Origin of the sequence: Streptomyces roseirectus, from assembly GCF_014489635.1 — a bacterium.
GTDB lineage: Bacteria > Actinomycetota > Actinomycetes > Streptomycetales > Streptomycetaceae > Streptomyces > Streptomyces roseirectus.
Genome location: NZ_CP060828.1, coordinates 9,892,510 through 9,915,956, shown reverse-complemented (window position 1 = coordinate 9,915,956; position 23,447 = coordinate 9,892,510). Strand labels below are relative to the sequence as shown.

Here is a 23,447-nt window from a genome sequence, read left to right as displayed (position 1 = left end):
GCCATGGCCCAGGTACAGCCTCAGGGCGAGGAGCGTGCGTACGTCGGGGGCGCCGTGTCCGGGGGCTCATGGCGGTTCGGTCTTCTCGGTCAGGGGGCGTCGTCGGGTCAGCGTCGGGGCGGCAGGAGGCAGCGGAAGCTGGAGGCGAGGGCCGGGTCGCCGTGGCCCCGGTAGCGGGACACCCGGGGGTAGCCGCACAGGTTGCGGTCGGCGTGCTCACCGGCGGAGTCGACCAGCGTGGCGGGCAGCGTCCTGGGGGCCTCGCCGCGCTCGACCCAGGCGGCGAGGGCGGCGAGTCCGTCGGCCGAGCCGTCCGCGCCGTTGAGGCCGCAGTGGTCGGTGTCGGGGGCGAGGAAGAGCCGGTAGAAGTCGTCGACCTTCTCGGTGCCGCCCATCTCCCGCTCGACCTGCCGGCGGTACGTGACCGTGCCCTGAGTGGGAATGAACTGGTCGGTCTGCCCGTGCCAGGTCAGGAGCTTGCCGCCAAGGTCGCGGAAGGCGGACAGGTCCGGATCGTCCGTGCCGATGATCTCGTCGTACTCGGCCCGGGACTGCCGGAACAGCTCGGTGAACTGGCTGTAGGTGATCGTCGAGACGTCGAAGGACGGGTCCTTCTTCAGCCAGATCGCCACCCAGGCGGCCGGCACCGGGAAGGGGGTGCCCTTGACGTTGCCGTCGGCGTCGGGCGTGGAGGTCGCGGCCAGGCCCTTCAGATCGGCCCCGACCGGGACGCCGGGCCACAGCTTCTTGCCGGTGGCGGTGCGCGGGCCGTCCCAGATCTTGCGGACCACGGCGGCGTCGGCCGCGCTGATGGTCAGCTCCTTGCCGTGGCACACCACCTTGGTGCCGATCAGCCGGCGCGGGTCGAAGTCGCAGCGGGAGGCGTCGTTGACGAAGCCGTCCCTGACGCCGTCCTGCGGGTCGCACGCCTTGACGGCGGCGGCGGTGAAGGCGTCCAGTTCGCAGTCGGCCGGGTAGGTCTTCTCGTTGTTCATGACCACCTGCGGCCACAGGGTGGCCACCTCGAACTCGTCCCAGCTGATCGCGGGCGCGTCGGCGAGGATGCCGTCGTAGTCGCCGGGGTGGCGCTGGGCCTCCGTGTAGCCCTGGCGTCCACCGGTGGAACAGCCGGTGAAGTAGGAGTACGCGGCGCTCTTGCCATAGACCGAGGCGACGACTTCCTTGCCCACGGCGGCCGCCTCGTGCTGCGAGCGGGAGGCGAAGTTCTCCAGCAGCGCGGTGTCGACGCGTCCCTCGCCGTCCAGTGCCCAGCCGGTGTCGAGGACGTCGCCCACGCCGGCGTCGGTGGTGGTCACGGCGTATCCGTTCTTGACGGCGGTGCCCAGACCGACGCCGTTGTCCCCGGCCCGGTAGGCGCTGCCGCCGATCGCCTGGAAGCGGCCGTTCCAGCGCTGTTCGGGCAGCCAGGTCTGCACCCTCGCGTGATCGCCGTCGCCCGGGTGGGTGAGGGTGACCGTCACCTCGCAGAAGGCCGGAACGCCGCTGACCGTGCCGCCCAGCAGGCCGTCACCCTCGATGGTGCCGCCCGGTCGGCGCACCGCCGTCACCGATTCCACTTCGGTGCCGGCGGGGGCTTTCACGGCCATGGATGAACAGGGCGAAGGTGTGGCGGCAGCGGTGCCCTGCGTGTCGGCCGACGCGGTCGGCAGACACACCGCCGCCATGAGCGGCACACCGGCTGCGAGGACGGCCAGGATCTTTCTCATCGGTTTCCCATCAAGAAGTGGTTGTGCGCCTGACCGCAGCGACATGTGTGCGGTCGAAGCGGTTGCAGCAGTTGAAGCGGTCGAAGGCGCGGGAAGTTATCACCAGTTTAACCGGTGACGAAAGAATTGTGCTCACATTCGGGTATGCGGGGCAGTTGACGCGGGTGCGCCAGTCGGTGGGGGATCGCGCATCACCTCGCGCCCGGCAGAGGGGCGGCGCGGCAGCGGGAAGAGGAGGGCAGGGCCACCGGGCCGGCCACGTGCGGAGCCGGATCTCCCGCCGGGTGCGCGACGCCTTCCGGCGGCCGGCGGAGCTGGAGCGCGCGGCCGTCGACGTCCTTGCGGAACGTGCGTGTGCCGGGTCCGCTCGCACCGGAGGAGCCGAGGTGCCGGCGGCGGACCGGCTGCTGGTGACGGGCGGCAACGGCGGGGGCAAGCCGCCGTTGCTGTCGGTCCTCGCCGACCGGCTGCCGGCCCAGGACACCGTGTTCCAGCGGCCGGAGCGGGCGGGCCGGGGCGTCTACGCGCTGTCCGCGGGCGCGGGGCGGGTGCCCCTGCATTCGCTCGGCCTGATGCCCGAGCGGGATCTGGACACACCGGTCGGGCGACTCTCCGTGGACCAGCACAGGCGACTCACGCTCGCCCTGTTGCCGGCCCGCCCACCGCAGCTGCCGCTCGACGAGCCGACGAACCGCCTTCCCCCCCCCGCCCCGCACCCTGTCGTACGATCGCGAGCGCGCCCGGCAGACCGGGCACCACCTGAAGCGGTGACAACTCTTGCCTTCCGGAGTTATCACCTGTCAAGATGGTGATGTGAACCTTGACCATGTCTTTGTGTGTGGGCACCCGGCCCTCGACTTCGCGGCCACTCTCCGCGCCCGGCGCTCGACCCGGTTCGAGATGCTCGTGACCCCGGAGCGGCTCAACGCCTGGTACCTGGAGTCCGGGCTGGTCGACACGATCACACCCGGCCAGGAGGACGACGTCCGCGACGCGACGGCCGTGCGCGAGGCCATCTACCGGCTCATCACGAACCGGCGCCTCGGCGAGGAGTTCCACCGGGAAGCGCTCGCCGTGGTCAACTCCACGGCCCGCAAGACCCCCGTGACGCCCCAGCTCACCATGGCCGGCCGGTACACCGAGGCGACGCCCGAGCAGGCCCTCTCCACCGTCGCCCGGCAGGCCGTCGAACTGCTCAGCGGCCCGGACGTGCCCCTGCTCAAGGAGTGCGGCAACCCGGAGTGCACGCGTGTCTACATCGACCGTTCCCGGGGCATGCGGCGCCAGTGGTGCGGCATGGAGTCCTGCGGCAACAAGATCAAGGCCGCCGCGTACCGCGCGCGCAAGAAGACCGCGCCCGCCGCGCCCGCGCGCTGATCCCCCCGCGTCGACCGGTTCCCGCTGCCGGCAGACGCGGGTGTCCTCAGGAGTGGCGCTCACACACACCGCTCCCCCACACACGGCCGCAGTGGCGCCTGTCGTGAGGAGTGAACACGCCCGACGAGGCGGCAGGCGTCCACACCTGCCCGCACGGGGTGCGAGGCGTGAGTAGCATGCGCAGCGTCATCCATATCGAGGGAGTGAACGGTTGTGACCAGCCAGTCAGCCGCCACCCTCCGGTCGCGGTACGTGGATCAGGCCGCGTCGGACCTGGAGGAGAACCGCGAGCGTCAGCGCGAACTGACCCACAGGCTCGCGGTGCTGAAGCAGGAGGAGGCCCTTCTGCTGGACATCCTGAAGCTCGCCGAGCAGTACGAGGGCTTCGCCGACTCCTCACGCCTGCCCGAGCAGTCGCAGGACGAGCCCGTCGTGGCGAAGACGAAGCGGGCGCCCGGCACAGCCGGCTCGCGGCGCCCGGCCCCCGCCAGGAGCGCGCCCAAGGACGACGCGACGAAGGCTGGTGCGGCGGGGAAGGCGCACCGCCCCCTGCTCGGCGACCTCCTGACGGAGCTGCTCGACCGGCATGACGAGCCGCGCCTGGCGAAGGAGTTGCGAGAGGAACTTCTGGAGAAGCACCCGGACCGCAACCCGACACCGCAGGTGGTGCGCAACACCCTCGAAGCCCTGGTCGCCAAGGGCCGCATCCAGCGTCACAAGCAGCAGCGGTCCGTGCTGTACACCCCCGTGACGCCCCACCGGAAGAACACGAGCGGGGCGGACGGCTGAGCACCGGGGCGAGCCACTGCTCACACGTATGCTCGCCGCCGGCCGGTTCGCTCTCCGCTGTGACGTCTGCCGGGGCAGGTGAGCCACACGGGGACCGGAGTCAGCGACCGGAGGCGTACTCGGTGACCCCCTGGAGGCAACGCCCGTTCAGGAAACTTGACGCGGGCGGACCGTAGCCCAGCCGCATCACACTCTCCGACCAGTTCCACATCCGCGTGCCCTCGGGCCAGTCACGTTCCTTCGGGGTCTCCGCCCCGGGGAGGGGCTGGTCAGGCCGCGGCATCGGCGTTGAGGGTGACAGGAATGCTGTCCCGCATGGCCTTGGAGTAGGGGCAGATCCGGTGGGCGGCCTGCGCGAGCTCCTGAGCGGTGGCCTGGTCGACACCTCCGAGCACCGGGCTGAGCACCGCCGAGAGGGAGAACTCACCGTCGTCGCCGTGCGCGAGGGTGAGTTCGGCGGTGATGGCGGTGCTGGTCAGCCGGATCCCGCGGGCGGTGGCGGCGCGTCGGAGGGCACCGAGGAAACAGGCGGCCCACCCGGCGGCCAGGAGCTGTTCGGGATTGGTCGCGGTGCCGGCGCCACCCAGCTCCTTCGGCAGGGCGAGGCCGGTCTCCAGCAGGCCGTCGGAGGAACGGGCGTGACCGCCGTTACGGCCCTCCCCCTCGACGTCGACAACGGCGGTGTAGCTGACTGCCATGGCTGATGCTCCCCGTGTGGGTTGACGGCCGGAGAGGGCCACGGGCACCTGCCCATCAGGACCCCCTCCATCCGTCACCGGTTGAGATGGTGATGGAATCATGGCAGTGCCATCGTCACCGGTCAAGGTGGTGACGAACATCCTGTGTGCGCTCAGAGGCGCGGGTCGAGCAGCAACTTGCCCGACGTGCGCCTCGATTCGATGTCCGTGTGTGCCTGCTCGGCCGCACCCAGGGGGTAACGCCTGCTGATGTCGATGTGCAGCTCTCCCTCGCGGATCTTGTCGAAGAGATCGGCGGTGTGCTGATGCAGCAGTTCCCGGGTGTGGATGTGGTCCGCGAACACCGCGTAGGTGACCTTCACGCTCCTGGGCAGGTCGAGCATGCGCACCGTGGGGATGTCGCCGAGCAGCGGGCCGTAGAAGACCAGCGTGCCGGCTCGCCGCAGGACCTCGATCGAGCGCCAGAAGGTGGCGGCGCCGCCGCCGTCGAAGACGGCGTGCACACCTTCACCGCCGGTCAGGGCCTTGACGCGGTCCACGAAATCGCCGCCGGAGGAGACGAGTACCTCGTCCGCCCCCGCCTTCTTCGCGACCGGTACCTTCTCCTCGCGGGAGACCAGACCGATCACGCGGACACCGCGCCGTGCGAGCAGTTGGACGACGATGCGCCCCACGCCGCCGGCGACGGAGTGCACGAGCGCGGTCGCGCCCTCGGGCAGGGGTGCGGACTCGGTGACGAAGTGGTGCGCGGTGAGCCCCTGCATCATCGTCGCGGCGGCGATGTCGCTCGGAATGTCGTCCGGGATCGGGACGATCCGGTCGGCCGGGATCGCGATCCTCTCGGCGTAACTGCCGTAAGCGAAGACCCAGGCGACCCGGTCGCCGGTCGCGAAGCCGCTGACGCCCTCACCGAGGGCGGTGATCCGGCCCGCGCCCTCGACGCCGGGGACGAACGGCGGCCGTCCGGGAGTCGAGAACCCCGAGCGTGTGCCGGTGTCCATGAAGTTGACACCGCTGAATTCGATGTCCACCACCACCTCACCGGGCTCGGGTTCGGGGTCGGGCCACTCCCTCAGCCGCAGGACTTCCGGCCCGCCCAGCTCTTCCACCACGACAGCACGCACAGTGCCTCGTCTCCTTCTGTCGTCACGGTCGCCGGCGCCGACCGGCATATGTGTCAGGGGTTCGCTCAGCCACGCAGGAGGGCGCGGGTGAGGCCGGCGCAGTCGCGCCGGGCTTCGATCCTGCCGCCGGGCAGCGCGAGCCCGTGGATCTGCTTCGGCGATGGTTCGGCTGCGAGCGTAGGGAGCATTTTTTGGACCATCGAGTCCAGGAATTCCGGATGCCCGCGCAGTGTCGACGGCCGGCACTCACACGTGTTGAGGGAGGCGGGCCCGGGAGGCCTTTGGACAGCCTTGCGAGCCGGGCGCGCCACAGGTCGTCCACGCGTCGGCCCCACGCTCGGGACAGGGTGTCGACCGCCTTGGGCAGGGCGGCCCGGACGGCGTTCTCCACGACCACCTCCGTGCCGCCCTCGACCTCGGTGAACAGCCATGCCTGGTAGATCTGCACGCCGGCGCCGACACCCAGCCAGCCCAGTCTGCGGGGTGGCGCATGTTCCCCCACGAAGATCTCGAACCGGTATCCGGCCCAGCGCACCTCGAAGGTCTCGGTGAAGGCGTCGGTGCTCACCTCCTCGCAGGCGGGGATCCAGGTCGGCCAGGCCGCCACGTCGGTGAGCAGCGCGAAGGTCCGCTCCGGAGAGCCCGGTACGACGGCCCGCGTCCGGTGGTGGCTGTGGGCGTCGGCGGGCGAGAAACCGGACGGCCAGTGGATGTCCGTACGGCTGTCGGGGGTGTCATGCATCGGAGGTCTCTTTCGCGCTGCTGACCGGCTCCGGCAGGGACGCTCTCAGTGTGCGGTCGGCCGCGCGGTTTCCCATCCGTCATCCGACTGCGCGGTCGTCGGGAGACGTCAGCCGGAGTGCACCGGGCCGAGGGCGTCGCGCAGCGCGGCCCGGGAGTTGATGCCGAGCTTGGGATAGATCCGGTACAGGTGGGTGCTGACGGTGCGGTGCGTCAGGAACAGCCGTTCGGCGATCTGCTTGTCGGTCAGCCCGGTCGCGGCCAGCGTCGCGATCTCCTGTTCCTGAGCGGTCAGCGTCCCCGGCCGGGGGGGGCGGCCTCGGACACCCGGCCGCCGGCGCGGAGTTCGGCCCTCGTTCGTGCCGCCCAGGGTGCCGCTCCCAGCTGTTCGAACATCTCCAGGGCCCGGGCGAGCTGCTGTCTGGCCTCTCTCGTCGTCGCAGGGCCAGGCGCCGGGCGGGGCCGGGGAGAGCGCCTGTTCGAACAGCGGATTGCCGCATCGCTGCCGCATGTGCCGTGGCCTTCGCGGTCCGTCCGGCTCTGACCGCCGCTTCCACCAGGTCCATGGCACCGGCCATGGCGTGGGGAAGAGGTACGCGGGGAGGGTTCCGGGCGGGCTCAGGGCGGCGGCATGGCGGTAGGCGGCCTCGTAGTCGCCCGCGCCGAGGGCCGCGAGCCCTCGGGTATGGAAGGCGAGCACGTGCGCCCCGTGGGCACCGCGGGGGGCGGCCCAGCGGACGATCTCCTGCGCCAGGGCGGCGTTCGTCTCGGTGTCGCCCCTGGCCACCGCCACGAGTGCCTGGACGAACTGGAGCTTGCAGGCGAAGAAGCGGTAGCCGTACTCCTCGCACAGGGCGAGCCCCTCACCGGCCAGGGCCAGAGCCTGGTCCCACCGGCCCGCGGTGTGGTCGTCGAGGCACACATGCATCAGCGCGGCCAGGTGACGGCGCGCCGGTCCAGTTGGGCGACGCACATGCCGACGCGAACGACATGGGTGGGATCCTCGCCGATGCCGGCCGGCAGCGCGTCGAGCAGTTCCAGGGCCCGCGGTCCGGTTTCGAGCGGGGTCGGCGAAGGACAGGGCGCAGGCCCACAGCACGTCGAGAGGACCGGGGGTCAGCCGATCGAGGGCCTGGAAGAGGGGCGGCCACTTCTCCGGATCGCCGCTGTACCAGCTACAGGTCGATCAGGGTGTCAGGGGCGCTGGGCGTCACCCAGCACACGTGTGAGTCAGATCGGTCACCACGACGGGCAACACACCGTCATACGACTGATGCGTCCGGCTCCAGCGCGGACGAGAGTGTGTGACACCAGTCCGACGATCACGGAAAGGGCACACCGCCTACTCTGCCGAGCCATCTTGCGTCACCCCTTTGACAGGTGACGAATGCTGTGCCAGGGTCGTCGCGGCTCGGCTCCCGGACGGTCACCGGAAACACACGACGAAGGGGTTCTCATGATCAACAGGCGCACCTTCACCAAGGCCGTGGGCCTGGGCACCGGCGCGGCTGCGGTCCCGCTGCCCGGGGCCCCGCCGACCGCGTCCGCCGCCTCGGTCACCACGGGCAGCGCGAGCGGGGTGCCGGCGCCGACGGTGCCGACCGTCGCCCCCGGCACCCACGCCGGTTTCGGCCCGCTCAGGCACATCAAGGCGGGTGTCCTCGACATCGGTTACGCCGAGCTCGGACCGGCCCACGGGCCCGTCGTCATCTGCCTGCACGGCTGGCCCTACGACATCCACAGCTTCGTCGACGTCGCCCCGCTCCTCGCCGATCTGGGGTATCGCGTCCTCGTTCCCCACCTGCGCGGGCACGGCAGCACCCGGTTCCTGTCCCGCCGCACCCCGCGCACCGCCGAGCAGTCCGCCATCGCACTCGACATCATCGCCTTCATGGACGCCCTCAAGATCCACAAGGCCGTCCTCGCCGGCTTCGACTGGGGTACGCGGACCGCCGACATCATCGCCGCCCTGTGGCCCGACCGCGTCAAGGCCCTCGTCTCCACCAGCGGCTACCTCATCACCGACCGCAAGGCCCAGCTGGAGCCCGCCGCTCCGGCCGTCGAGCGCAACTGGTGGTACCAGTGGTACTTCGCCGGCGACCGCGGCAAGAAGGCCATGGAGAACGTCGACGACCGCATCGCCCTGTGCCGCTACGTGTGGACCCTCGTCTCCCCCGGCTGGAACTTCGACGAGGCCACGTTCCAGCGCACCGCCGAGGCCTTCAAGAACCCCGACTACGCCGCCGTCGTCCTCTACAACTACCGCTGGCGCATCGGCCTGATCGAGGGTGAACGGCGCTACGACCGATACGAGCGGCAGCTCGCCGCGCGACCTTCGATCGCCGTTCCCACCATCACCCTCGACGCCGCCCTGGACCCCTTCACCGCACCGGGCGACGACGTCTTCTACCGCGACCGCTTCACCGGGCCCTACCAGCACCGCGCCATCGCCGGCGTCGGCCACAACCTGCCGCAGGAAGCGCCCACCGCCTTCGCCCAGGCCGTCGTCGACGCCGACCGCCTCTGAGCCGGCGTCCGGAGACACCCGCACAGGTGACGTGCGCGCCCTCCCCTTCATTACCACCCGGAGTGGTGACGAGGTCGACGCGCCCCGAACCGTCCAACCGGATATCCGCTACAGAATCAGCCCGAGAGGGGTTTGTCGTGGGAAACATCAAGGGTGTGCGCAGCCGACTGGTGACAGGCGGGCTCGCGGCGGTCACGGCAGGGCTCGTGGTCGGCGCGTTCGCCCTCAGCGGCACCGCGACCGGGGCCACCGAGGGCGACGCGGCCGACGGCACTGGCAAACACCGCAGGCCCACCATCGTTCTGGAACACGGCGCCTTCGCCGACGGCTCCAGCTGGAACCGTGTCACCGCCGAGCTGAAGGCCGACGGCTACCCCGTCATCGCCGCCGCCAACCCGCTGCGCGGCCCGGCCTCCGACGCCGCCCTGCGGACCGTGCTCGGCCATGTCGACGGCCCGAAGATTCTCGTGGGCCACTCCTACGGCGGCAATGTCATCAGCCAGGCCGCCACCGACGACCCCCAGGTCAAGGCGCTCGTCTACGTCGCCGGCTTCCTGCCCGCCCCCGGCGAGAGCGCCCTGGAACTGACCGGCAAGTACCCGGGCTCGACTCTGCCCGGTGCCCTCGACCCGGTCACCTACCAGCAGGCCGACGGCTCGACCGCCATCGACCTGTACATCCAGCAGGACAAGTTCCGTCAGCAGTTCGCCGCCGACGTCCCGGCCGGGGAGGCCGCCCTCATGGCCGCCGCGCAGCGGCCCATCGCCCAGGCCGCCCTGGAGGAGAAGGCCACCACCGCGGCCTGGAAGACCAAGCCCAGCTGGGACATCGTCACCACCCGCGACCTCAACATCCCCGCCGCCGTCCAGTGCTTCATGGCCGAGCGTGCCCACGCGCGCACCGTCGAGGTCGCCGCCTCCCACTCGGTCGCGGTCTCCCACCCCCACCTCGTCGCCGACGTCATCGAGCGGGCCGCCCGCGCGACCGTCCGCTGACCGACCTCGCCGCGCGGGCGGCGGGCCACGACGCCCGCCGCCCCGGCCGGGGTGCGACCAGGCACGCTCACACGTGTGAGCATCGCCCCGGAAGCAGCCATGCCCCGTGCTCCGGCTACCGAGCCCTGGGAGACTTCCTCGCAGCCTCGCCTACGGCATCCGGCTCGAACAGGGCCGCGTCCCTGCCTCCGAACCCGTGCTCGCCACCCTGGTCCGCGCCCTGCGCCGCGACGACGACCGGCTCCGCCCTGCGCAGGGAGGCTGCCGTCGGTCCGGACGATCCGGCCCTCGCCCGTCTCGTCGGCGAACTGACCGCCCGCGACGAGGACTTCCGCACCTGGCCGGCCGCGGCGGCTCTGGGGAACGTCCGACGGTCTTGCCCACGTCCGGCAGCCCGGCCCGGCAGACACCATCCGGTTCTCCGCAAGCGCCGCGTCCACCCCGGCGTCCGCCGCGGACCGCCGTCCGGCGGGCGTGGGCAAGATCCGGACAGTCCTGGGGCCGTGCCCGGAGGAAGGCCAGGTGGGACGGGGAAGTCCTTTACACTTCGGTGTCGATGAGCCGCACGGAGCCGGGTGCGGGCACCACCAGGCCGACCCCCTCACCGGGCGTCCGTACATCGGCAGTTGGAGGCAACCCGATGGATGACCTGGACCCGCGCGGGCGCCCGCCCTCGACACGGCTGGTCGGTCGCGACAAGGACCTCGCCTTCATCACCTCCTTCCTGACCGACGCCGATGTCCGAGGCGCGGCCCTGCTGCTCTCGGGCGAGGCAGGGGTGGGCAAGACCGCGGTGCTCGACGCGGTCGCCGCCGACGCCGTGCGCAATGGTGTCCGGGTCCTGCGCGCGGCGGGGGTGCAGTTCGAGGCCGACATCGGCTACGCCGGTCTCAACCAACTGCTCGTACCGCTCTTCGACGACTTCGACCTCCTCGACGACGTCCACCGTGACGCCCTGCGGGTCGCGGTCGGCATCGGGGGTGGGCCCGCTCCCGACCGTCTCCTCACCTCCACGGCGGTTCTTCTGCTGCTGCGGCAGTTGTCCCTCCGAACGCCGCTGCTGCTGGTGGTCGACGACCTGCCGTGGCTGGACCGGGCCACCAACGCGGTGCTCGGCTTCGTGGCACGACGGCTCGTGGGCAGCCGGATCGGCTTCCTCGGGGCGTCCCGTGAGGGCTCGGAGAGCTTCTTCGAAACGAGCGGCCTGCCCGAGCACCACCTGCGCCCGCTGGACGACGCCTCGTCGGCCGAACTGCTCGCCCTCGCACACCCCGACGTCTCCCCCGCCGTACGGCGCCGTATCGCGGCCGAGGCCCGGGGCAACCCGCTGGCGCTGGTGGAGCTGCCGTCGGCGCTCTCCGCCGAGCAGCGCGCGGCCCTCGCTGCGGTGCCACCGGTGCTGCCCCTGAGCGAGCGGCTTCAGGCCATGTTCGCCTCGCGTGTGGCCGAACTGCCCGCCGGCAGCCGGGAGTTGCTGCTGATCGCCGCCCTCGACGGAACCGGTGACCTGCCGTCCATCGTGGCGGCGGCCGACCGGGCCGGCGTCGACGATCTGGCACCCGCCGAGCGCAACCGGCTGGTGTCGGTCTCGACCGACAATCGACGGCTGTCCTTCCGGCATCCGCTGATCGGTTCCGCGGTGGTGAAGCTGGCGACCGCCGCGGAGCGCAGACGAGCCCACCAAGCCCTCGCCGGCGTGCTCGGCGACCAACCGGAGCGCCGTGCCTGGCACTTGGGTGAGGCGACCGTGGGCCGGGACGAGAAGGTCGCGGCACTGCTGGAGGAGGCCGCGCGCCGCCGGCTGCGGCGCGGGGACGCGCTCGGCGCGGTGGCGGCGCTGACCCGCGCCGCCGGGCTCAGCCCCGCGGCGTCCGACGAAAGCCGCCGTATGGCCGAGGCCGCCTACATCGGCGTGGACTCCAGCGGCGAGCTGGAAGACGCCTCGCGGCTGCTCGCCGGCGCCCAGGCCCACCCCTCCGGACAGCAGTCGCTGCACGCGGCGGCCGCTTCCGCATTCCTGCTGATCAACAAGGACGGCGACATCGACACCGCGTACCGGCTGCTGGTCGGCGCGATCGAGTCCGGGGAGCACGGCTACGACGCCTCGGACGAGGCCCTTGTCGAAGCGCTGCACCTGCTGGTGCTGCTGTGCTGGTACGGCGGTGACCCGAAGCTGTGGGAACCGCTGTCGGGGTTCGTGGCGCGGCTGAGCCCCGAACCGCCGGAACTGCTCTGGGTGATCACCCAGACCTTCGGCGATCCGGCCCGCACCGGTGCCGCGGCACTCCCCCGGCTGACGAAGCTGATCGCCGCCGTGGGCGACGACCCCACGCGGGTGATCCGTGTCGGTACGGCCTCCGTCTTCCCCGACCGGCTCGGGGACTTCCGGTGGGCCACGCGCCAGCTGGTGGAGCAGGGCCGTGCCGGCACCGCACCGGTCCGCCGCCACCTCGGCGCGTTGATGCACCTGGGTCTGGACTACTTCCATCTGGGCCGCTGGGACGACGCGGCGGAGTTCGCGCGCGAAGGGCTCACGCTCTGCGAGGACCACGACTACCGGTTCTTCGCCTGGTACTTCCAGTACATCCAGGCGGTCGCGGCCGCCGTGCGGGGCGACGGGGAGGCCAGCGACGCGCTGACCGAGGAGATCGTCCGGTGGGCGACGCCCCGTGGGACCCACGGCGCACGGTTCTTCGCCTGCCATGCCAGGGCGCTGGCCGCCCTCGGCCGCGGCGACTTCGAGACGGCCTACCAGCACGCCTGCGCGCTCAGCCCGCCCGGGACCGTGGCCCCGTACGTCCCGATCGCGATGTGGGGCACGATGGATCTGGTCGAGGCTGCCGTCCGGACCGGCCGGCAGCGGGAGGCCGCGGCCCACTCGGCCGCGATGCGCGCCTCCTCCATGGCGGAGCTGTCACCCCGGCTGGAGCTGCTGGTCCTGGCCTGCGAAGCCCTCACCACGCCCGGGAAAGAGGGGCTTGCCCTCTTCGAGCAGGCGTTGTCGCTGCCCGGTCCGGAGCGTTGGCCCTTCGACGTCGCGCGGGTGTTCCTCTTCCACGGCGAGCGTCTGCGGCGCATGCGCGCCACGACGGAGGCCCGGGAGCAGCTGACCCGGGCTCTGGAGATCTTCCAGCGTCTGGGCAGCAAGCCCTGGGCGGCCCGTGCCGCGGCGGAACTGCGGGCCGGCGGCCGGTCCACGCCGGCCGACGCCCGGCCCGGGGGCAGGACGCTGACCGCCCAGGAAATGCAGATCGCCACGCTCGCGGCGACGGGGCTGACCAACAAGCAGATCGCCGAGCGCCTGCTCTTGTCCCACCGGACCATCGGCACGCACCTGTATCAGATCTATCCCAAGCTGGGCATCACCTCACGGGCCGCCCTGAGGGACGCCCTCTCCGAGCTCGAAGCAGAGAGCCAGGGCTGACCGCGGCCCGGGCGCAGGATGACGCGTCCCGCCCGACGGCCCGTCGGGAACGGCATCGTGAACCCCAGGGCGGGGAAGGGGGTGGGGGACGGTGGAGTCGATCGGCGGGCGTTCGAGAGGCTGCCTTCCGTGGACCGGGGGGGCGGGGGCCGCGGCGGTCGGCATGACACCGGGCCCGCCCCCACGGCGTCGGCATCACATCCCCTGCCGCCTTCCGGCCGTACGCGCGCCGGGCCCTTCGCACTCTCCTGGCCCCGGCCGCCGATGCCTTCGAACGCCTCGGCGCGCTTCCCTGGGCCGAACGGGCCAGGGCCGGGCGCCGGGCGACCGTCGAATGACTTGACGTCGAGGCCCCGTGGTTCGTGGTGGCGGACGGTCAAGTTACTTATGCACGGGGGTTCCGCGGAGACGACAGTGGGTCGGGCCAGCTTCCGTCCGAGGGAAGGATCGCCCCGTCATGAGCGGCAACCGACCAGGTGTGCCCGCGCGTCGAGCCGTGCCGTACGGTCAGCTCCAGCTGGTCCTGGACATCGAGCGGGTACTGGATGTCTCCGCCCGGCAGGCCATCAGGGCAGAGTTCCGGTTCGACCCGCGCAGTCCCTTGATCGTGTGCGTGGAGCTCCGTGCCGAAGGCGGGCCCTGTGTCCAGTGGCGCATCGGCCGGGACCTTCTGCACCAGGGGCTGTACTCGATGAGCGGTCTCGGCGACGTCCAGCTGTGGCCGTCCCCCTTCCACGACCGCTCCACCGCCCGGCTCCAGCTGGCTTCCGGCGACATGGCGGCTCTGTTCGAGGTGCCCATCCCCCCGCTGGCGGAATGGCTGGAGCGCACCTGTCAGCTCGTTCCCTCCGGTGCGGAACTCGCCGATGTCGACTGGGAGGTCACCACGGCGGGCCTGCTCGGGGACCCCACGGCTCCTTGAGCCCGGCCGTTGTCCGCGCTTCGTCCGGCCCAAGAAGCCGAGGGCGTCGAACAGTTCCTCCCGTTCGACGCCCTCTCGGTAATGCCGTACAGCCACACCTCCCGCCTCCGGGACTTGGCGGGGCAGGAGACAGGCGCAGGCGCCGTCCCGGACAGGTCATCGACGGTGAACGCTCGCAGCCGAGGCACCTGGTTCAGGGGCGCTGCCGAAGTGGGCGTGCCCAGGTCGCCCCGACAGCCGCACGCCGCCCAGCGCCTCGGAGTGCACCGGTACGACGTCGCCGACGGCGATGGCCCGTGCGGCCGGTCGCGAAGAGGCCCGGGCTCTGGCTGAGCGGCATCCTGCGAAGGATCTCGTGCCGGAACGACTTGTGCCCGCCGGTGAGCTTCCCTTCGCCGCAGGCGGAGCAGTGCGGAGCAGTCGGGACGGACATCCGGCGGTCGGCCCTCCCGCCTCTCCTCGATCTTCGACCGCGCGGCGCCTCGGCCAGGAACGTGTTGAACCGCCGCCCGCGCACCGCCTCCTGACCCGGCGCGCACCGGTCCGACTCCGGGTGGTCGGCCGTGAGCGGTGTCAGTCGGGCGGGCACCGGAGGGGCCGGATACGGCGTGCGTCGGCGCGTCGTCGGCGCACGCCGGCCTGGCACCTCCCTGGTCGCTGCCGCACCACGGGGGAGCGTGCACGCCGGGCATGCGTCACGTCGGCGGTGGGTTGCCGAAAGCCTCCGCGATGCGGTCCGCCGCCGCGCCCGCGGGCAGGACGCCCGCACGGACCTGCTCCTCCAGAGCCGGGGCCAGCGCACGGACCGCGGGATCGGTCCGCAGCCGGGACAGGAGGGTGTCACGGACCGCCGACCACATCCACGCCACCTGCTGCTCCTCGCGGCGAGCGGCCAGGCGGCCCGTGGAGGCCAGCAGGCCGCGATGGCGTTCCAGAGACTCCCACACCTCGCCGAGTCCCCGCGACTCAAGGGCACTGCAGCTCAGCACCGGTGGCGTCCAGGCCGCGTCGCGGCCGTGCATCAGACGCAGCGCCCCCGCCAGCTCGCGGGCCGCCGCGCGGGCCTCTCTCTCGTGCGGGCCGTCCGCCTTGTTCACCGCGACCACGTCGGCCAGCTCCAGGACCCCCTTCTTGATGCCCTGTAGCTGATCACCCGTACGGGCCAGGGACAGCAGCAGGAACGAGTCCGTCATCTCCGCGACCACCGTCTCCGACTGACCCACCCCCACCGTCTCCACCAGCACCACGTCATAGCCGGCCGCCTCCATCACCACCACCGACTCGCGCGTCGCCCGCGCCACCCCGCCCAGCAGGCCCGACGACGGAGACGGACGCACGAACGCCGCCGGGTCCACCGCCAGCCGCCCCATGCGCGTCTTGTCGCCCAGGACCGACCCGCCGGTGCGGGCGGAGGAGGGGTCCACCGCCAGGACCGCGACGCGGTGGCCGAGACCCGTCAGCATCGTGCCGAACGCGTCGATGAACGTCGACTTCCCGACACCGGGGACCCCGCTCACGCCGATGCGGCGCGCGCGGCCACTGTGGGGAAGAAGCGCCGACACCAGTTCCCGTGCCGCCTCGCGATCACGCGCACTCGCCGACTCCACCAGCGTCACCGCACGCGCGATCACCCCCCGCTTCCCGGCCAGCACGCCCTCGACGTAGGCGCCGACGTCCGTCACAGCTCGTGCCCCAGGCCCGCCGCCAGACGCTCCACCAGATCGCGCGCCGCATCGGGGATCACCGTGCCCGGCGGGAACACCGCCGCCGCGCCCATCTCCCGCAGGACGGGGACGTCCTGCGGGGGGATCACTCCGCCGACGACGACCATGATGTCCCCGCGGTCCTCCGCCGCCAGTTCCTCCCGCAGCGCCGGCACCAGGGTGAGGTGGCCGGCGGCGAGGGAGGACACGCCGACGATGTGGACGTCCGCCTCGACGGCCTGGCGGGCGACCTCGGCCGGGGTCTGGAACAGGGGGCCGACGTCGACGTCGAAACCGAGGTCGGCGAACGCGGTCGCGATGACCTTCTGGCCCCGGTCGTGGCCGTCCTGGCCCATCTTCGCCACCAGGATCCGCGGACGGCGGCCCTCGGCCTGCGCGAATGCCTCCACCAGGGCGCGGGTGCGCTCCACGTTCACGGACTCCCCCGCCTCGTTGCGATACACACCGGAGATCGTACGGACCTGGCCCGCGTACCGCCCGAACACCTTCTCCAGAGCGTCCGAGATCTCCCCCACCGTCGCCCGCGCACGCGCCGCGCGGACCGCCAGTTCCAGGAGATTCCCCCCGTCCGACGCGCCGCGGGTCAGCGCGTCCAGCGCGTCCTGGCACGCCTGCTGGTCGCGTCCGGCGCGCAGGCGGCGCAGCCCGTCGATCTGCCGGGTGCGCACGGACGAGTTGTCCACGCGCAGGACCTCGATGTCCTCGTCCGACCCCACCCGGTACTTGTTCACCCCGATCACCGGCTGGCGGCCCGAGTCGATCCGCGCCTGGACGCGCGCGGCGGCCTCCTCCACGCGGAGTTTCGGGATGCCCGCGTCGATGGCCCGTGCCATGCCTCCCGCCCGCTCGACCTCCTGGATGTGCTGCCAGGCACGCCGGGCCAGGTCGTGGGTGAGGCGTTCCACGTAGGCGCTGCCGCCCCAGGGATCGATGACACGGGTCGTGCCTGATTCCTGCTGGATCAGCAACTGCGTGTTTCGCGCGATGCGGGCCGAGAAATCCGTCGGCAGTGCCAGCGCCTCGTCCAGGGCGTTGGTGTGCAGCGACTGGGTGTGGCCCTGTGTCGCCGCCATCGCCTCCACACAGGTACGGGTGACGTTGTTGAACACGTCCTGCGCGGTCAGTGACCAGCCCGACGTCTGCGAATGGGTCCGCAGGGACAGCGACTTGGGGTTGTTCGGACCGAACTCGCGCACCAGTTTCGCCCACAGCAGGCGGGCCGCGCGCAGCTTCGCGATCTCCATGAAGTAGTTCATGCCGATCGCCCAGAAGAACGACAGGCGCGGTGCGAACGCGTCCACGTCCAGGCCCGCCGCACGGCCCGCGCGGATGTACTCGACACCGTCCGCGAGGGTGTAGGCCAGCTCCAGATCGGCCGTCGCACCGGCCTCCTGGATGTGGTAGCCGGAGATCGAGATCGAGTTGTAGCGCGGCATCCGCTGCGAGGTGAACGCGAAGATGTCGGAGATGATCCGCATCGACGGGCCCGGCGGATAGATGTAGGTGTTGCGGACCATGAACTCCTTGAGGATGTCGTTCTGGATGGTCCCCGCCAGCTTCTCCGCCGGCACGCCCTGTTCCTCCGCCGCGACGATGTAGAGGGCCAGCACCGGCAGCACGGCACCGTTCATCGTCATCGACACCGTCATGCGGTCCAGCGGAATGCCCTCGAACAGCCGGCGCATGTCCTCGATCGAGTCGATCGCCACGCCCGCCATGCCGACGTCGCCTGTGACGCGCGGGTGGTCGCTGTCGTACCCCCGGTGCGTCGGCAGGTCGAACGCGACCGACAGGCCCTTCTGGCCCGCCGCGAGATTGCGGCGGTAGAACGCGTTCGATTCCTCCGCCGTCGAGAAACCCGCGTACTGGCGGATCGTCCAGGGCTGGTTGACGTACATCGTCGGGTACGGGCCTCGCAGGAACGGCGCCGCACCCGGATATGTCGCCAGGAAGTCCAGGCCCTCCAGGTCACGGCCCGTATACAGCGGTTTGACCGGGATGCCCTCCGGGGTCTCCCACAGCCGGCCCGCGCCGTCTGCGGCGTTCTTCACGGCCGCTTCCCAGTCCGCCAGGGCCGCGTCGGGCTCCGGCACGCCCAGCCCGATGCCCGAGAAGTCGGGGATCCCCATCACGACACTCCCAAACGGTCGAGGGCCGCGGACAGCACGCCCACGGCGTCACAGCCCGCGAAGACATACGAATCGATGCCGGGGTACTCGCCCCGGCCGGCCAGGGACACATGTGCGGCGCCCTCGGACCTGAGGGCTTCCGCCGTGCTCGCGGCCTTTTCCCCGTAGACGGCGTCGCTGGAGCACAGACATGCCTCGGTGGTGCCGCTCTCCTGGAACGACCCCTCCGACACCACCTCGATGCCGCCCGCCTCGAACAGGCCCGCGGCGAAGACGAGGCGCGCGGAGTGCGCGGACGCCGGGCCCAGCGCCGCGAGGTACACCCGGGGGCGGGAACCCGTCTCCGCGAGGTGGGCATCCGAACGGGCCCGCAGTGCCTCGAACGCTTCGTCCCGCCGTACGCGCGGCAGGCCGCCCGACAGGGGTGCGGGGGCCGGGGTGCGGGTGACGGGCTTCTCCGTGAGGTGGGGGAACTCGCTCACGCCGGTGACCGGTTCGCGGCGGTGCGCGAGTCTCTTCGAACGGGCCTCCCACGTCGCGGCCAGGTCGTCGGCGAGGCGGCCCGAGCGCAGCGCCGTCGCCATGCCGCCGTCCCGCTCGATTCCCTGGAAGAACTCCCAGGCGGCGTGGGCGAGTTCGTCCGTCAGGCGCTCCACGTACCAGGAGCCGCCCGCAGGGTCGACCACACGGGCCAGGTACGACTCCTCGATCAATACCGTGGAGGTGTTGCGGGCGATGCGGCGTGAGAAGGCGTCCGGCAGGCCCAGGGCGTGGTCGAAGGGGAGGACCGTCACGGCGTCGGCGCCGGCTGTGCCGGCGGCCAGTGCTGCTACTGTCGTCCGCAGCATGTTCACCCATGGGTCACGGCGGGTCATCATCACCGATGACGTCACCGCGTGCTGGACCTGGCCGCCCGCGCCGGATGCGCCGCACACTTCCGTGACTCGCGACCACAGGCGCCGTGCCGCGCGCAGTTTCGCCATCGTCAGGAACTGGTCGGCGGTGGCGGCGTAGCGGAACTCCAGTTGGGCGGCGGCCTGTTCGGCGCTGAGGCCCGCTTCGGTGAGGTCGCGCAGGTAGGCGACGGCTGTGGCGAGGGAGGTGCCGAGTTCTTGTGCCGCCGAGCCGCCCGCCTCGTGGTAGGGAAGGGCGTCCACCGTCAGCGCGCGCAGGCCCGGGTACTCCTCGGCGCACAGGCGGGCCAGGGACGCTGCCGGGATGTCGGCGCTCGCGCCGGTGCGGGCCTCGTGGGCCAGGGGGTCGGCGCCCAGGTTGCCGCGGACGGCGTTCTTCGCCACGCCCCGGGCGTCGTACAGGTGCAGCAACTCCCGGGCGGCGGGGGCTGTTTCCGCGCCCGCGTCCAGGATGACCGGGGCCAGGTCCAGGTACACGCCGTCCAGGGTCGCGGCGAGGTCCGCCACCGGGATGCCCGACAGCCACAGGGACGTGACGCCGTTCTCCAGGTCGGTGAGGACCGCGTCCTTGTCGGGGACGGTGTGGCACTGCCGTACGTCCCAGCCGCCGTTGGTGTTGCCCTCGGCGCGGGAGCCTCTGGTGTAGGGGGCGAAGCCGGGCAGGCCGGGCGCGGGGGCTGTGTCGCGCGCGGTGTAGAGGGGGCGGGTGCGCAACCCGTCCTCCAGCGCGGTGGACAGGGCGTCCTCGGCGGCGTCTCCCTCGACGTCCTTGCCCGTCTTGCGCAGGACATCCGCCACCAGGCGCTGCCACTGCTCATGGGGCACGTCGGGGAATTCGCCGGCAAGTTCTAGCCCGTCGTCAGGCAGGACCGTCATGCTCGGATGCTAGGTCACGGGCGGGATGGGGCAGCAGAGGGCCTGGCTGTGATCTTTCCCTCGGTTGAACTGTGATCGTGATCTCGTTGTCTGTTCAGGTGTCAGATCCAGCCGTGGAGGGCGTCCATGAAGGCGTCGAAGTCGTCGCGGTGGAGGGTGTGGCCGGCGCCGGGGACGGGTCTGACGTCGAAGCCCTGTTCTTTGAGGCGGGTGGCGAGTGCGGGTGGGATGAGGGGGCTCGGGTCGGCGGTGAGGACCAGGGAGGGGACCGTGGGGTGGGTGGGGGTGTGGTCGATGGCGTGGGTGCCGAAGACGGCGTGGGCGGATGCGGGGTCCCAGGCGGCGAGGGTGGCGAGTTCGGTGCGTATGTCGTCCTCGGACCAGCGGGGGTTGAGGGTGGCGATGTCGTCCCGGGTCGCCTGTTTGAGGCTGGTGAAGACGGCGGCGTCCACGTTCTTCGCCTGGTGGAGGGGCCAGGCGGGGTCCGCGTAGACGGCTTTCGCGGGGGTGAGGCGGGCTGCGGCGAGGGCGAGGGCCATGCCGCCGAGGGAGTGGCCTATGGCCAGGTCGAGGGTGGGTGGGAGGGTGTCGACGAGGTCGTCGGCCCAGGCTTCGGCGCTGTAGTCGCCTCGGGGGCTTGCGCCGTGGCCTCGGAGGTCGACGGCGGTGACCTGGTAGCCCTGGGCGGCGAGGGCGGGGCCCACTCGGTGCCAGGTGCGGTGGTCGGACATGATGCCGTGGATGAGGGCGGCGGTTCGGGGGCCGGTTCCCCAGGTGTGGGTGTGGAGTTTCATGGGTCTTCCTTCGGGTGGTTGTCCGTGTGTGGATCTCATCTTCGGGGTGCGGGTGGTGGCGGGGCGGGCGGATGCGCGCGGGGCGGCTCTGGTCGCGTGTCTGGGGGATGTGCGGGCGCGGGTGGTCGCGGCGGCGCATCCGGCTCTGCCGGTGGAGGTGCTGGTGGGGTTGGTTCAGGACGGGGACGAGGCGGTGGTGCGGGCGGCCGCCGCCAATCCCTCGTTACCGAGGGACGTGATGTCACGGCTGCCGGCGTGAGGTGAGGATGTCCGTGTAGTGGCGGTTGTTCATGATGCCGAGGAGGTTGCCGAAGGGGTCGACGACGGCGGCGCCGGTGAAGCCTTCGCCGAACTCGCGGAGGGGTTCGTGGAGGGTGGCGCCGAGGGCCAGGAGGCGGTCGAGGGCGGAGGTGACGTCGTCGACGTGCCAGTAGGTGACCGTGCCGGAGGCGGGGGTGTGGGTGTGGGCGCCGAGGGTCGCGGTGAACGCGGTGTCCAGGAGGCCGAGTTCGTGTTCGTAGTCGCCGATGCGGAACTCGGCGTAGCCGGGGCGGTCGAAGTAGGGGGGTGTGCCGAGGAGTTCGGTGTACCAGTGCTTGGCGGCTTCGAGGTCGGGGGTGTGGAAGCGGACTGTGGTGACGCCGCGCAGCATGGGGACTCCCGGGGGTGGGTTCGGTGGGCTTCGGGAGTGACGGTAGGGGGCTTCTAGGTCAGGTTGTGTCCTAGAGGGGTGGGGTGCTGTTTCTGGTGGACGTCTTTCACGTACAGGAGGGCGTCGATGCCGGGGAGGTGGGACGGGGCGAGGGGGGCGTAGCCGAACCAGGGGGAGGTTCGGGGGGTGAGGGTGGTGGGGAGGTGGGCGGGGGTGAGGAAGTGGTGGGGGTGGGGGGTGGTGTAGAGGGTGCCTTCCAGGGTGTCCGGGGGTGGGGTGGTGATGCCTCGGTGGGGGAGGGTGCCGATGGCTGTGGCGATGAAGGCGTAGGAGGTGGTGGTGAGGGCGCCGGCGCTCCACCATTCGACGGGGCCCTGCCACATCCGCATGGTGCTTTTGTCGCGTTGGAGGTGGGAGTTGTGGGCGTGGACGAGGACGGGGGCCTGGGTGGCGAGGGTGTGGAGGTTGTCGGCCATGGTGGCGTCGCGCAGGGCGCAGAGGCGGGTCATGCGGGCGGGGGTGGGGTCGGCCATCCAGTGGTGGTAGCGCAGGAGGGCGGTGGCGGTGCGGGCGTGGAGGTGGGGGCGGGCGGAGTGGGGGTGTTGGGCGAGGAGGGTGGTCAGGTCGTCGGTGAGGAGGCGTAGGTGCCGGGCTTCGGGTGAGCGGCCTTTGGAGCGGGTGGGGTCGGTCATCGCCGCCGGGTCGGTCCACTCGTCGTCGGGGCCCAGGAGGTCGTCGAGGGTTTCGGCGGTGCAGGGGAGGTCGGTCAGGCCGGCGAGGTGGGTGTGGAGTGCGGTGAGGGGGGCGCGGGGGCTTTCGGCGTGGGTGATCTCCCAGGGGGCGTCCAGGCCGGCGAAGTGGACGTGGTCGGTGGCGGGGCGGGTCTCGTTGTGGGCGCGCATCCAGCGGACGAGGGCGCGGTTGGCCGGGGAGGTGCCGTGGTCGTGGCTGAAGCCGTGGGTCATGACGTCGTCGAGGGTGCCGGTGCCGGTGGTGATGTGGTCGTCGACGAGGAGGGCGCGCAGGCAGTCGCTCTCCAGGGCGATGGTGCGGTAGCCGTGGTCTTCCACGAGCTGGCGGAAGACGTCGTTGCGGAGTTCGAGGAGGGTTTCCTCGCCGTGGACGGGTTCGCCGAGGGCGAGGATTCTCGGGCGGGTGGGGAGGAGGGCGAGGAGGGCTGCGGCGTCGAGGGTGTGCTCGGGCTGGGTGGGCATGGGTTCAACGGTATCGTTGAACTTCCGGTTTAGGCTTTGGACTTGAGGTGGTGGGGATATGGGGCGTGACCTTCAAAGCGGTGTGCGGCTTCGGCCTGTCGATCTGGCGCGGGCGCACGGGTTGTCGGCTCAGGCGGTGCGCAATTACGAGCGGGACGGGATCCTGCCGGTCGCCGAGCGGACGGCGAGTGGGTACCGCGTCTACACGCCGGTGCACGCGCGGGCGCTCGGGGCGTTTCTCGCGCTGGTGCCGGGGCACGGTCACGCCACGGCGGCGGCGATCATGCGGGCGGTGAACTCGGGGGACGTCGAGGGGGCGTTGCGGCTCGTCGACGGGAGTCATGCGCAGTTGCTGGAGGACCGGCGGACGCTGGAGGCGGTGGAGGGCGCGGTGCGTGATCTCACGCCGGTGCCGTTGTCCGAGCCGGGCGGGGTGTTCGTCGGGGTGCTGGCGGCGCGGCTCGGGGTGCGGGCGGCGACGTTGCGGAAGTGGGAGCGGGCCGGGCTGGTGCGGCCGGAGCGGGATCCGGTGACGGGGTATCGCGTGTACGGCGAGGTGGCGGTGCGCGATGCGCTGCTGGTGCGTCAGCTCCGGCGCGGGGGTTATCTGCTGGAGCGGATCGCACCGGTGGTGTCGCGGGTGCGGGAGGCGGGCGGGGTGGAGCCGTTGCAGGCCGTGCTGGGTGAGTGGCGGGCAAGGCTCACGGTGCGGGGGCGGGCGTTGCTGGGTGGGGCGGCGGAGTTGGAGGGGTATGTGCGGGTGCGGGAAGGGGGTTCCTGAGGGGTTGGTCTGGACGAAGCGGTGGTGGGTCTGGAACTC

Annotated in this window: 21 protein-coding genes; 10 read left to right on the top strand and 11 right to left on the bottom strand. The window is 71.6% G+C overall.

Going from position 1 to position 23,447, the window contains the following annotated elements; all coding sequences use genetic code 11:
- Positions 1–107: 107 nt before the first annotated feature.
- Positions 108–1,727 (bottom strand): DUF6351 family protein, encoded by a 1,620-nt coding sequence (locus IAG44_RS42750; RefSeq protein WP_187752390.1) that lies wholly within the window; start codon positions 1,725–1,727, stop codon positions 108–110.
- Positions 1,728–2,113: 386 nt separating this feature from the next.
- Between IAG44_RS42750 and IAG44_RS42745 the strand changes: the two genes are divergently transcribed.
- The 3 genes from IAG44_RS42745 (at position 2,114) to IAG44_RS42735 (ending at position 3,893) form a co-directional block, all read left to right on the top strand.
- Entirely contained in the window at positions 2,114–2,539 is a 426-nt protein-coding gene (locus IAG44_RS42745) for a hypothetical protein (protein WP_187752389.1), read from the top strand.
- A gap of 1 nt (position 2,540) precedes the next feature.
- Positions 2,541–3,104, top strand: a complete 564-nt coding sequence (locus tag IAG44_RS42740) for a CGNR zinc finger domain-containing protein (protein ID WP_187752388.1) — start codon at positions 2,541–2,543, stop codon at positions 3,102–3,104.
- A gap of 213 nt (positions 3,105–3,317) precedes the next feature.
- Positions 3,318–3,893 (top strand): BlaI/MecI/CopY family transcriptional regulator, encoded by a 576-nt coding sequence (locus IAG44_RS42735; protein ID WP_187752387.1) that lies wholly within the window; start codon positions 3,318–3,320, stop codon positions 3,891–3,893.
- A gap of 269 nt (positions 3,894–4,162) precedes the next feature.
- On the opposite strand, the gene IAG44_RS42730 is transcribed toward IAG44_RS42735, so the two are convergent.
- The 4 genes from IAG44_RS42730 to IAG44_RS42715 form a co-directional block, all read right to left on the bottom strand.
- Entirely contained in the window at positions 4,163–4,591 is a 429-nt protein-coding gene (locus IAG44_RS42730) for an Ohr family peroxiredoxin (protein ID WP_187752386.1), read from the bottom strand.
- Between the two features lie 152 nt (positions 4,592–4,743).
- Positions 4,744–5,715: a quinone oxidoreductase family protein gene (locus tag IAG44_RS42725; protein WP_223006853.1), complete on the bottom strand. Its 972-nt coding sequence runs from the start codon at positions 5,713–5,715 to the stop codon at positions 4,744–4,746.
- Positions 5,716–5,737: 22 nt separating this feature from the next.
- Positions 5,738–6,457, bottom strand: coding sequence for an SRPBCC family protein (locus IAG44_RS42720; protein ID WP_187752384.1), 720 nt, complete (start codon positions 6,455–6,457; stop codon positions 5,738–5,740).
- A 108-nt stretch (positions 6,458–6,565) separates the two neighbouring features.
- Complete coding sequence (locus IAG44_RS42715) at positions 6,566–7,429, bottom strand: response regulator transcription factor (RefSeq protein WP_246563242.1); 864 nt, start codon at positions 7,427–7,429, stop codon at positions 6,566–6,568.
- A gap of 483 nt (positions 7,430–7,912) precedes the next feature.
- Between IAG44_RS42715 and IAG44_RS42710 the strand changes: the two genes are divergently transcribed.
- The 5 genes from IAG44_RS42710 to IAG44_RS42695 all read left to right on the top strand — a co-directional run bounded on the left by IAG44_RS42710 (position 7,913) and on the right by IAG44_RS42695 (position 14,324).
- On the top strand, positions 7,913–8,983 hold the full coding sequence (locus IAG44_RS42710; protein WP_187752383.1) for an alpha/beta fold hydrolase: 1,071 nt from the start codon (positions 7,913–7,915) through the stop codon (positions 8,981–8,983).
- 137 nt (positions 8,984–9,120) lie between these two features.
- The gene (locus IAG44_RS42705) at positions 9,121–9,978 is read left to right on the top strand and encodes an alpha/beta fold hydrolase (protein WP_187752382.1); all 858 of its coding nucleotides are present in this window, start codon (positions 9,121–9,123) and stop codon (positions 9,976–9,978) included.
- Positions 9,975–10,538, top strand: coding sequence for an MmyB family transcriptional regulator (locus tag IAG44_RS44925; protein ID WP_425508554.1), 564 nt, complete (start codon positions 9,975–9,977; stop codon positions 10,536–10,538). The genes IAG44_RS42705 and IAG44_RS44925 overlap by 4 nt, the downstream gene beginning before the upstream one ends.
- 80 nt (positions 10,539–10,618) lie before the next feature.
- On the top strand, positions 10,619–13,402 hold the full coding sequence (locus IAG44_RS42700) for an ATP-binding protein (RefSeq protein WP_187752381.1): 2,784 nt from the start codon (positions 10,619–10,621) through the stop codon (positions 13,400–13,402).
- Positions 13,403–13,859: 457 nt separating this feature from the next.
- The gene (locus IAG44_RS42695; RefSeq protein ID WP_187752380.1) at positions 13,860–14,324 is read left to right on the top strand and encodes an SsgA family sporulation/cell division regulator; all 465 of its coding nucleotides are present in this window, start codon (positions 13,860–13,862) and stop codon (positions 14,322–14,324) included.
- 695 nt (positions 14,325–15,019) lie between these two features.
- Here the strand turns inward: IAG44_RS42695 and meaB are convergent.
- From meaB to IAG44_RS42675, 4 genes are all read right to left on the bottom strand, one after another.
- Positions 15,020–16,006, bottom strand: coding sequence for a methylmalonyl Co-A mutase-associated GTPase MeaB (gene meaB, locus IAG44_RS42690; RefSeq protein ID WP_187752379.1), 987 nt, complete (start codon positions 16,004–16,006; stop codon positions 15,020–15,022).
- Positions 16,003–18,177: a methylmalonyl-CoA mutase gene (scpA, locus tag IAG44_RS42685; protein ID WP_187752378.1), complete on the bottom strand. Its 2,175-nt coding sequence runs from the start codon at positions 18,175–18,177 to the stop codon at positions 16,003–16,005. Before scpA ends, meaB begins: the two co-directional genes overlap by 4 nt.
- A complete protein-coding gene (locus tag IAG44_RS42680) occupies positions 18,177–19,967 on the bottom strand; it encodes a methylmalonyl-CoA mutase family protein (protein WP_187752377.1) in 1,791 nt (596 codons plus the stop codon). Before IAG44_RS42680 ends, scpA begins: the two co-directional genes overlap by 1 nt.
- A 101-nt stretch (positions 19,968–20,068) precedes the next feature.
- Positions 20,069–20,761, bottom strand: coding sequence for an alpha/beta fold hydrolase (locus tag IAG44_RS42675; protein WP_187752376.1), 693 nt, complete (start codon positions 20,759–20,761; stop codon positions 20,069–20,071).
- 28 nt (positions 20,762–20,789) lie between these two features.
- Between IAG44_RS42675 and IAG44_RS42670 the strand changes: the two genes are divergently transcribed.
- Positions 20,790–21,020, top strand: coding sequence for a hypothetical protein (locus tag IAG44_RS42670; protein WP_187752375.1), 231 nt, complete (start codon positions 20,790–20,792; stop codon positions 21,018–21,020).
- On the opposite strand, the gene IAG44_RS42665 is transcribed toward IAG44_RS42670, so the two are convergent.
- Positions 21,003–21,413 carry a VOC family protein gene (locus IAG44_RS42665; RefSeq protein ID WP_187752374.1) on the bottom strand — a complete coding sequence of 137 codons (411 nt, stop codon included), beginning with the start codon at positions 21,411–21,413 and terminating at the stop codon, positions 21,003–21,005. The genes IAG44_RS42670 and IAG44_RS42665 overlap by 18 nt on opposite strands.
- Before the next feature lie 53 nt (positions 21,414–21,466).
- Positions 21,467–22,627 (bottom strand): erythromycin esterase family protein, encoded by a 1,161-nt coding sequence (locus IAG44_RS42660; protein ID WP_187752373.1) that lies wholly within the window; start codon positions 22,625–22,627, stop codon positions 21,467–21,469.
- Between the two features lie 58 nt (positions 22,628–22,685).
- On the opposite strand from IAG44_RS42660, the gene IAG44_RS42655 reads away from it, so the two are divergent.
- The gene (locus IAG44_RS42655; RefSeq protein ID WP_187752372.1) at positions 22,686–23,408 is read left to right on the top strand and encodes a TioE family transcriptional regulator; all 723 of its coding nucleotides are present in this window, start codon (positions 22,686–22,688) and stop codon (positions 23,406–23,408) included.
- The last annotated feature ends 39 nt before the right edge of the window (positions 23,409–23,447 follow it).

What these genes read in the sequence shown, in the direction of transcription:
- IAG44_RS42750 (WP_187752390.1), bottom strand. Translation starts at nt 1,727, where the DNA reads ATGAGAAAGATCCTGGCCGTCCTCGCAGCCGGTGTGCCGCTCATGGCG.
- IAG44_RS42730 (WP_187752386.1), bottom strand. Translation starts at nt 4,591, where the DNA reads ATGGCAGTCAGCTACACCGCCGTTGTCGACGTCGAGGGGGAGGGCCGT.
- IAG44_RS42720 (WP_187752384.1), bottom strand. Translation starts at nt 6,457, where the DNA reads ATGCATGACACCCCCGACAGCCGTACGGACATCCACTGGCCGTCCGGT.
- IAG44_RS42710 (WP_187752383.1), top strand. Translation starts at nt 7,913, where the DNA reads ATGATCAACAGGCGCACCTTCACCAAGGCCGTGGGCCTGGGCACCGGC.
- IAG44_RS42700 (WP_187752381.1), top strand. Translation starts at nt 10,619, where the DNA reads ATGGATGACCTGGACCCGCGCGGGCGCCCGCCCTCGACACGGCTGGTC.
- IAG44_RS42695 (WP_187752380.1), top strand. Translation starts at nt 13,860, where the DNA reads ATGAGCGGCAACCGACCAGGTGTGCCCGCGCGTCGAGCCGTGCCGTAC.
- scpA (WP_187752378.1), bottom strand. Translation starts at nt 18,177, where the DNA reads ATGGGGATCCCCGACTTCTCGGGCATCGGGCTGGGCGTGCCGGAGCCC.
- IAG44_RS42680 (WP_187752377.1), bottom strand. Translation starts at nt 19,967, where the DNA reads ATGACGGTCCTGCCTGACGACGGGCTAGAACTTGCCGGCGAATTCCCC.
- IAG44_RS42675 (WP_187752376.1), bottom strand. Translation starts at nt 20,761, where the DNA reads ATGAAACTCCACACCCACACCTGGGGAACCGGCCCCCGAACCGCCGCC.
- IAG44_RS42665 (WP_187752374.1), bottom strand. Translation starts at nt 21,413, where the DNA reads ATGCTGCGCGGCGTCACCACAGTCCGCTTCCACACCCCCGACCTCGAA.
- IAG44_RS42660 (WP_187752373.1), bottom strand. Translation starts at nt 22,627, where the DNA reads ATGCCCACCCAGCCCGAGCACACCCTCGACGCCGCAGCCCTCCTCGCC.
- IAG44_RS42655 (WP_187752372.1), top strand. Translation starts at nt 22,686, where the DNA reads ATGGGGCGTGACCTTCAAAGCGGTGTGCGGCTTCGGCCTGTCGATCTG.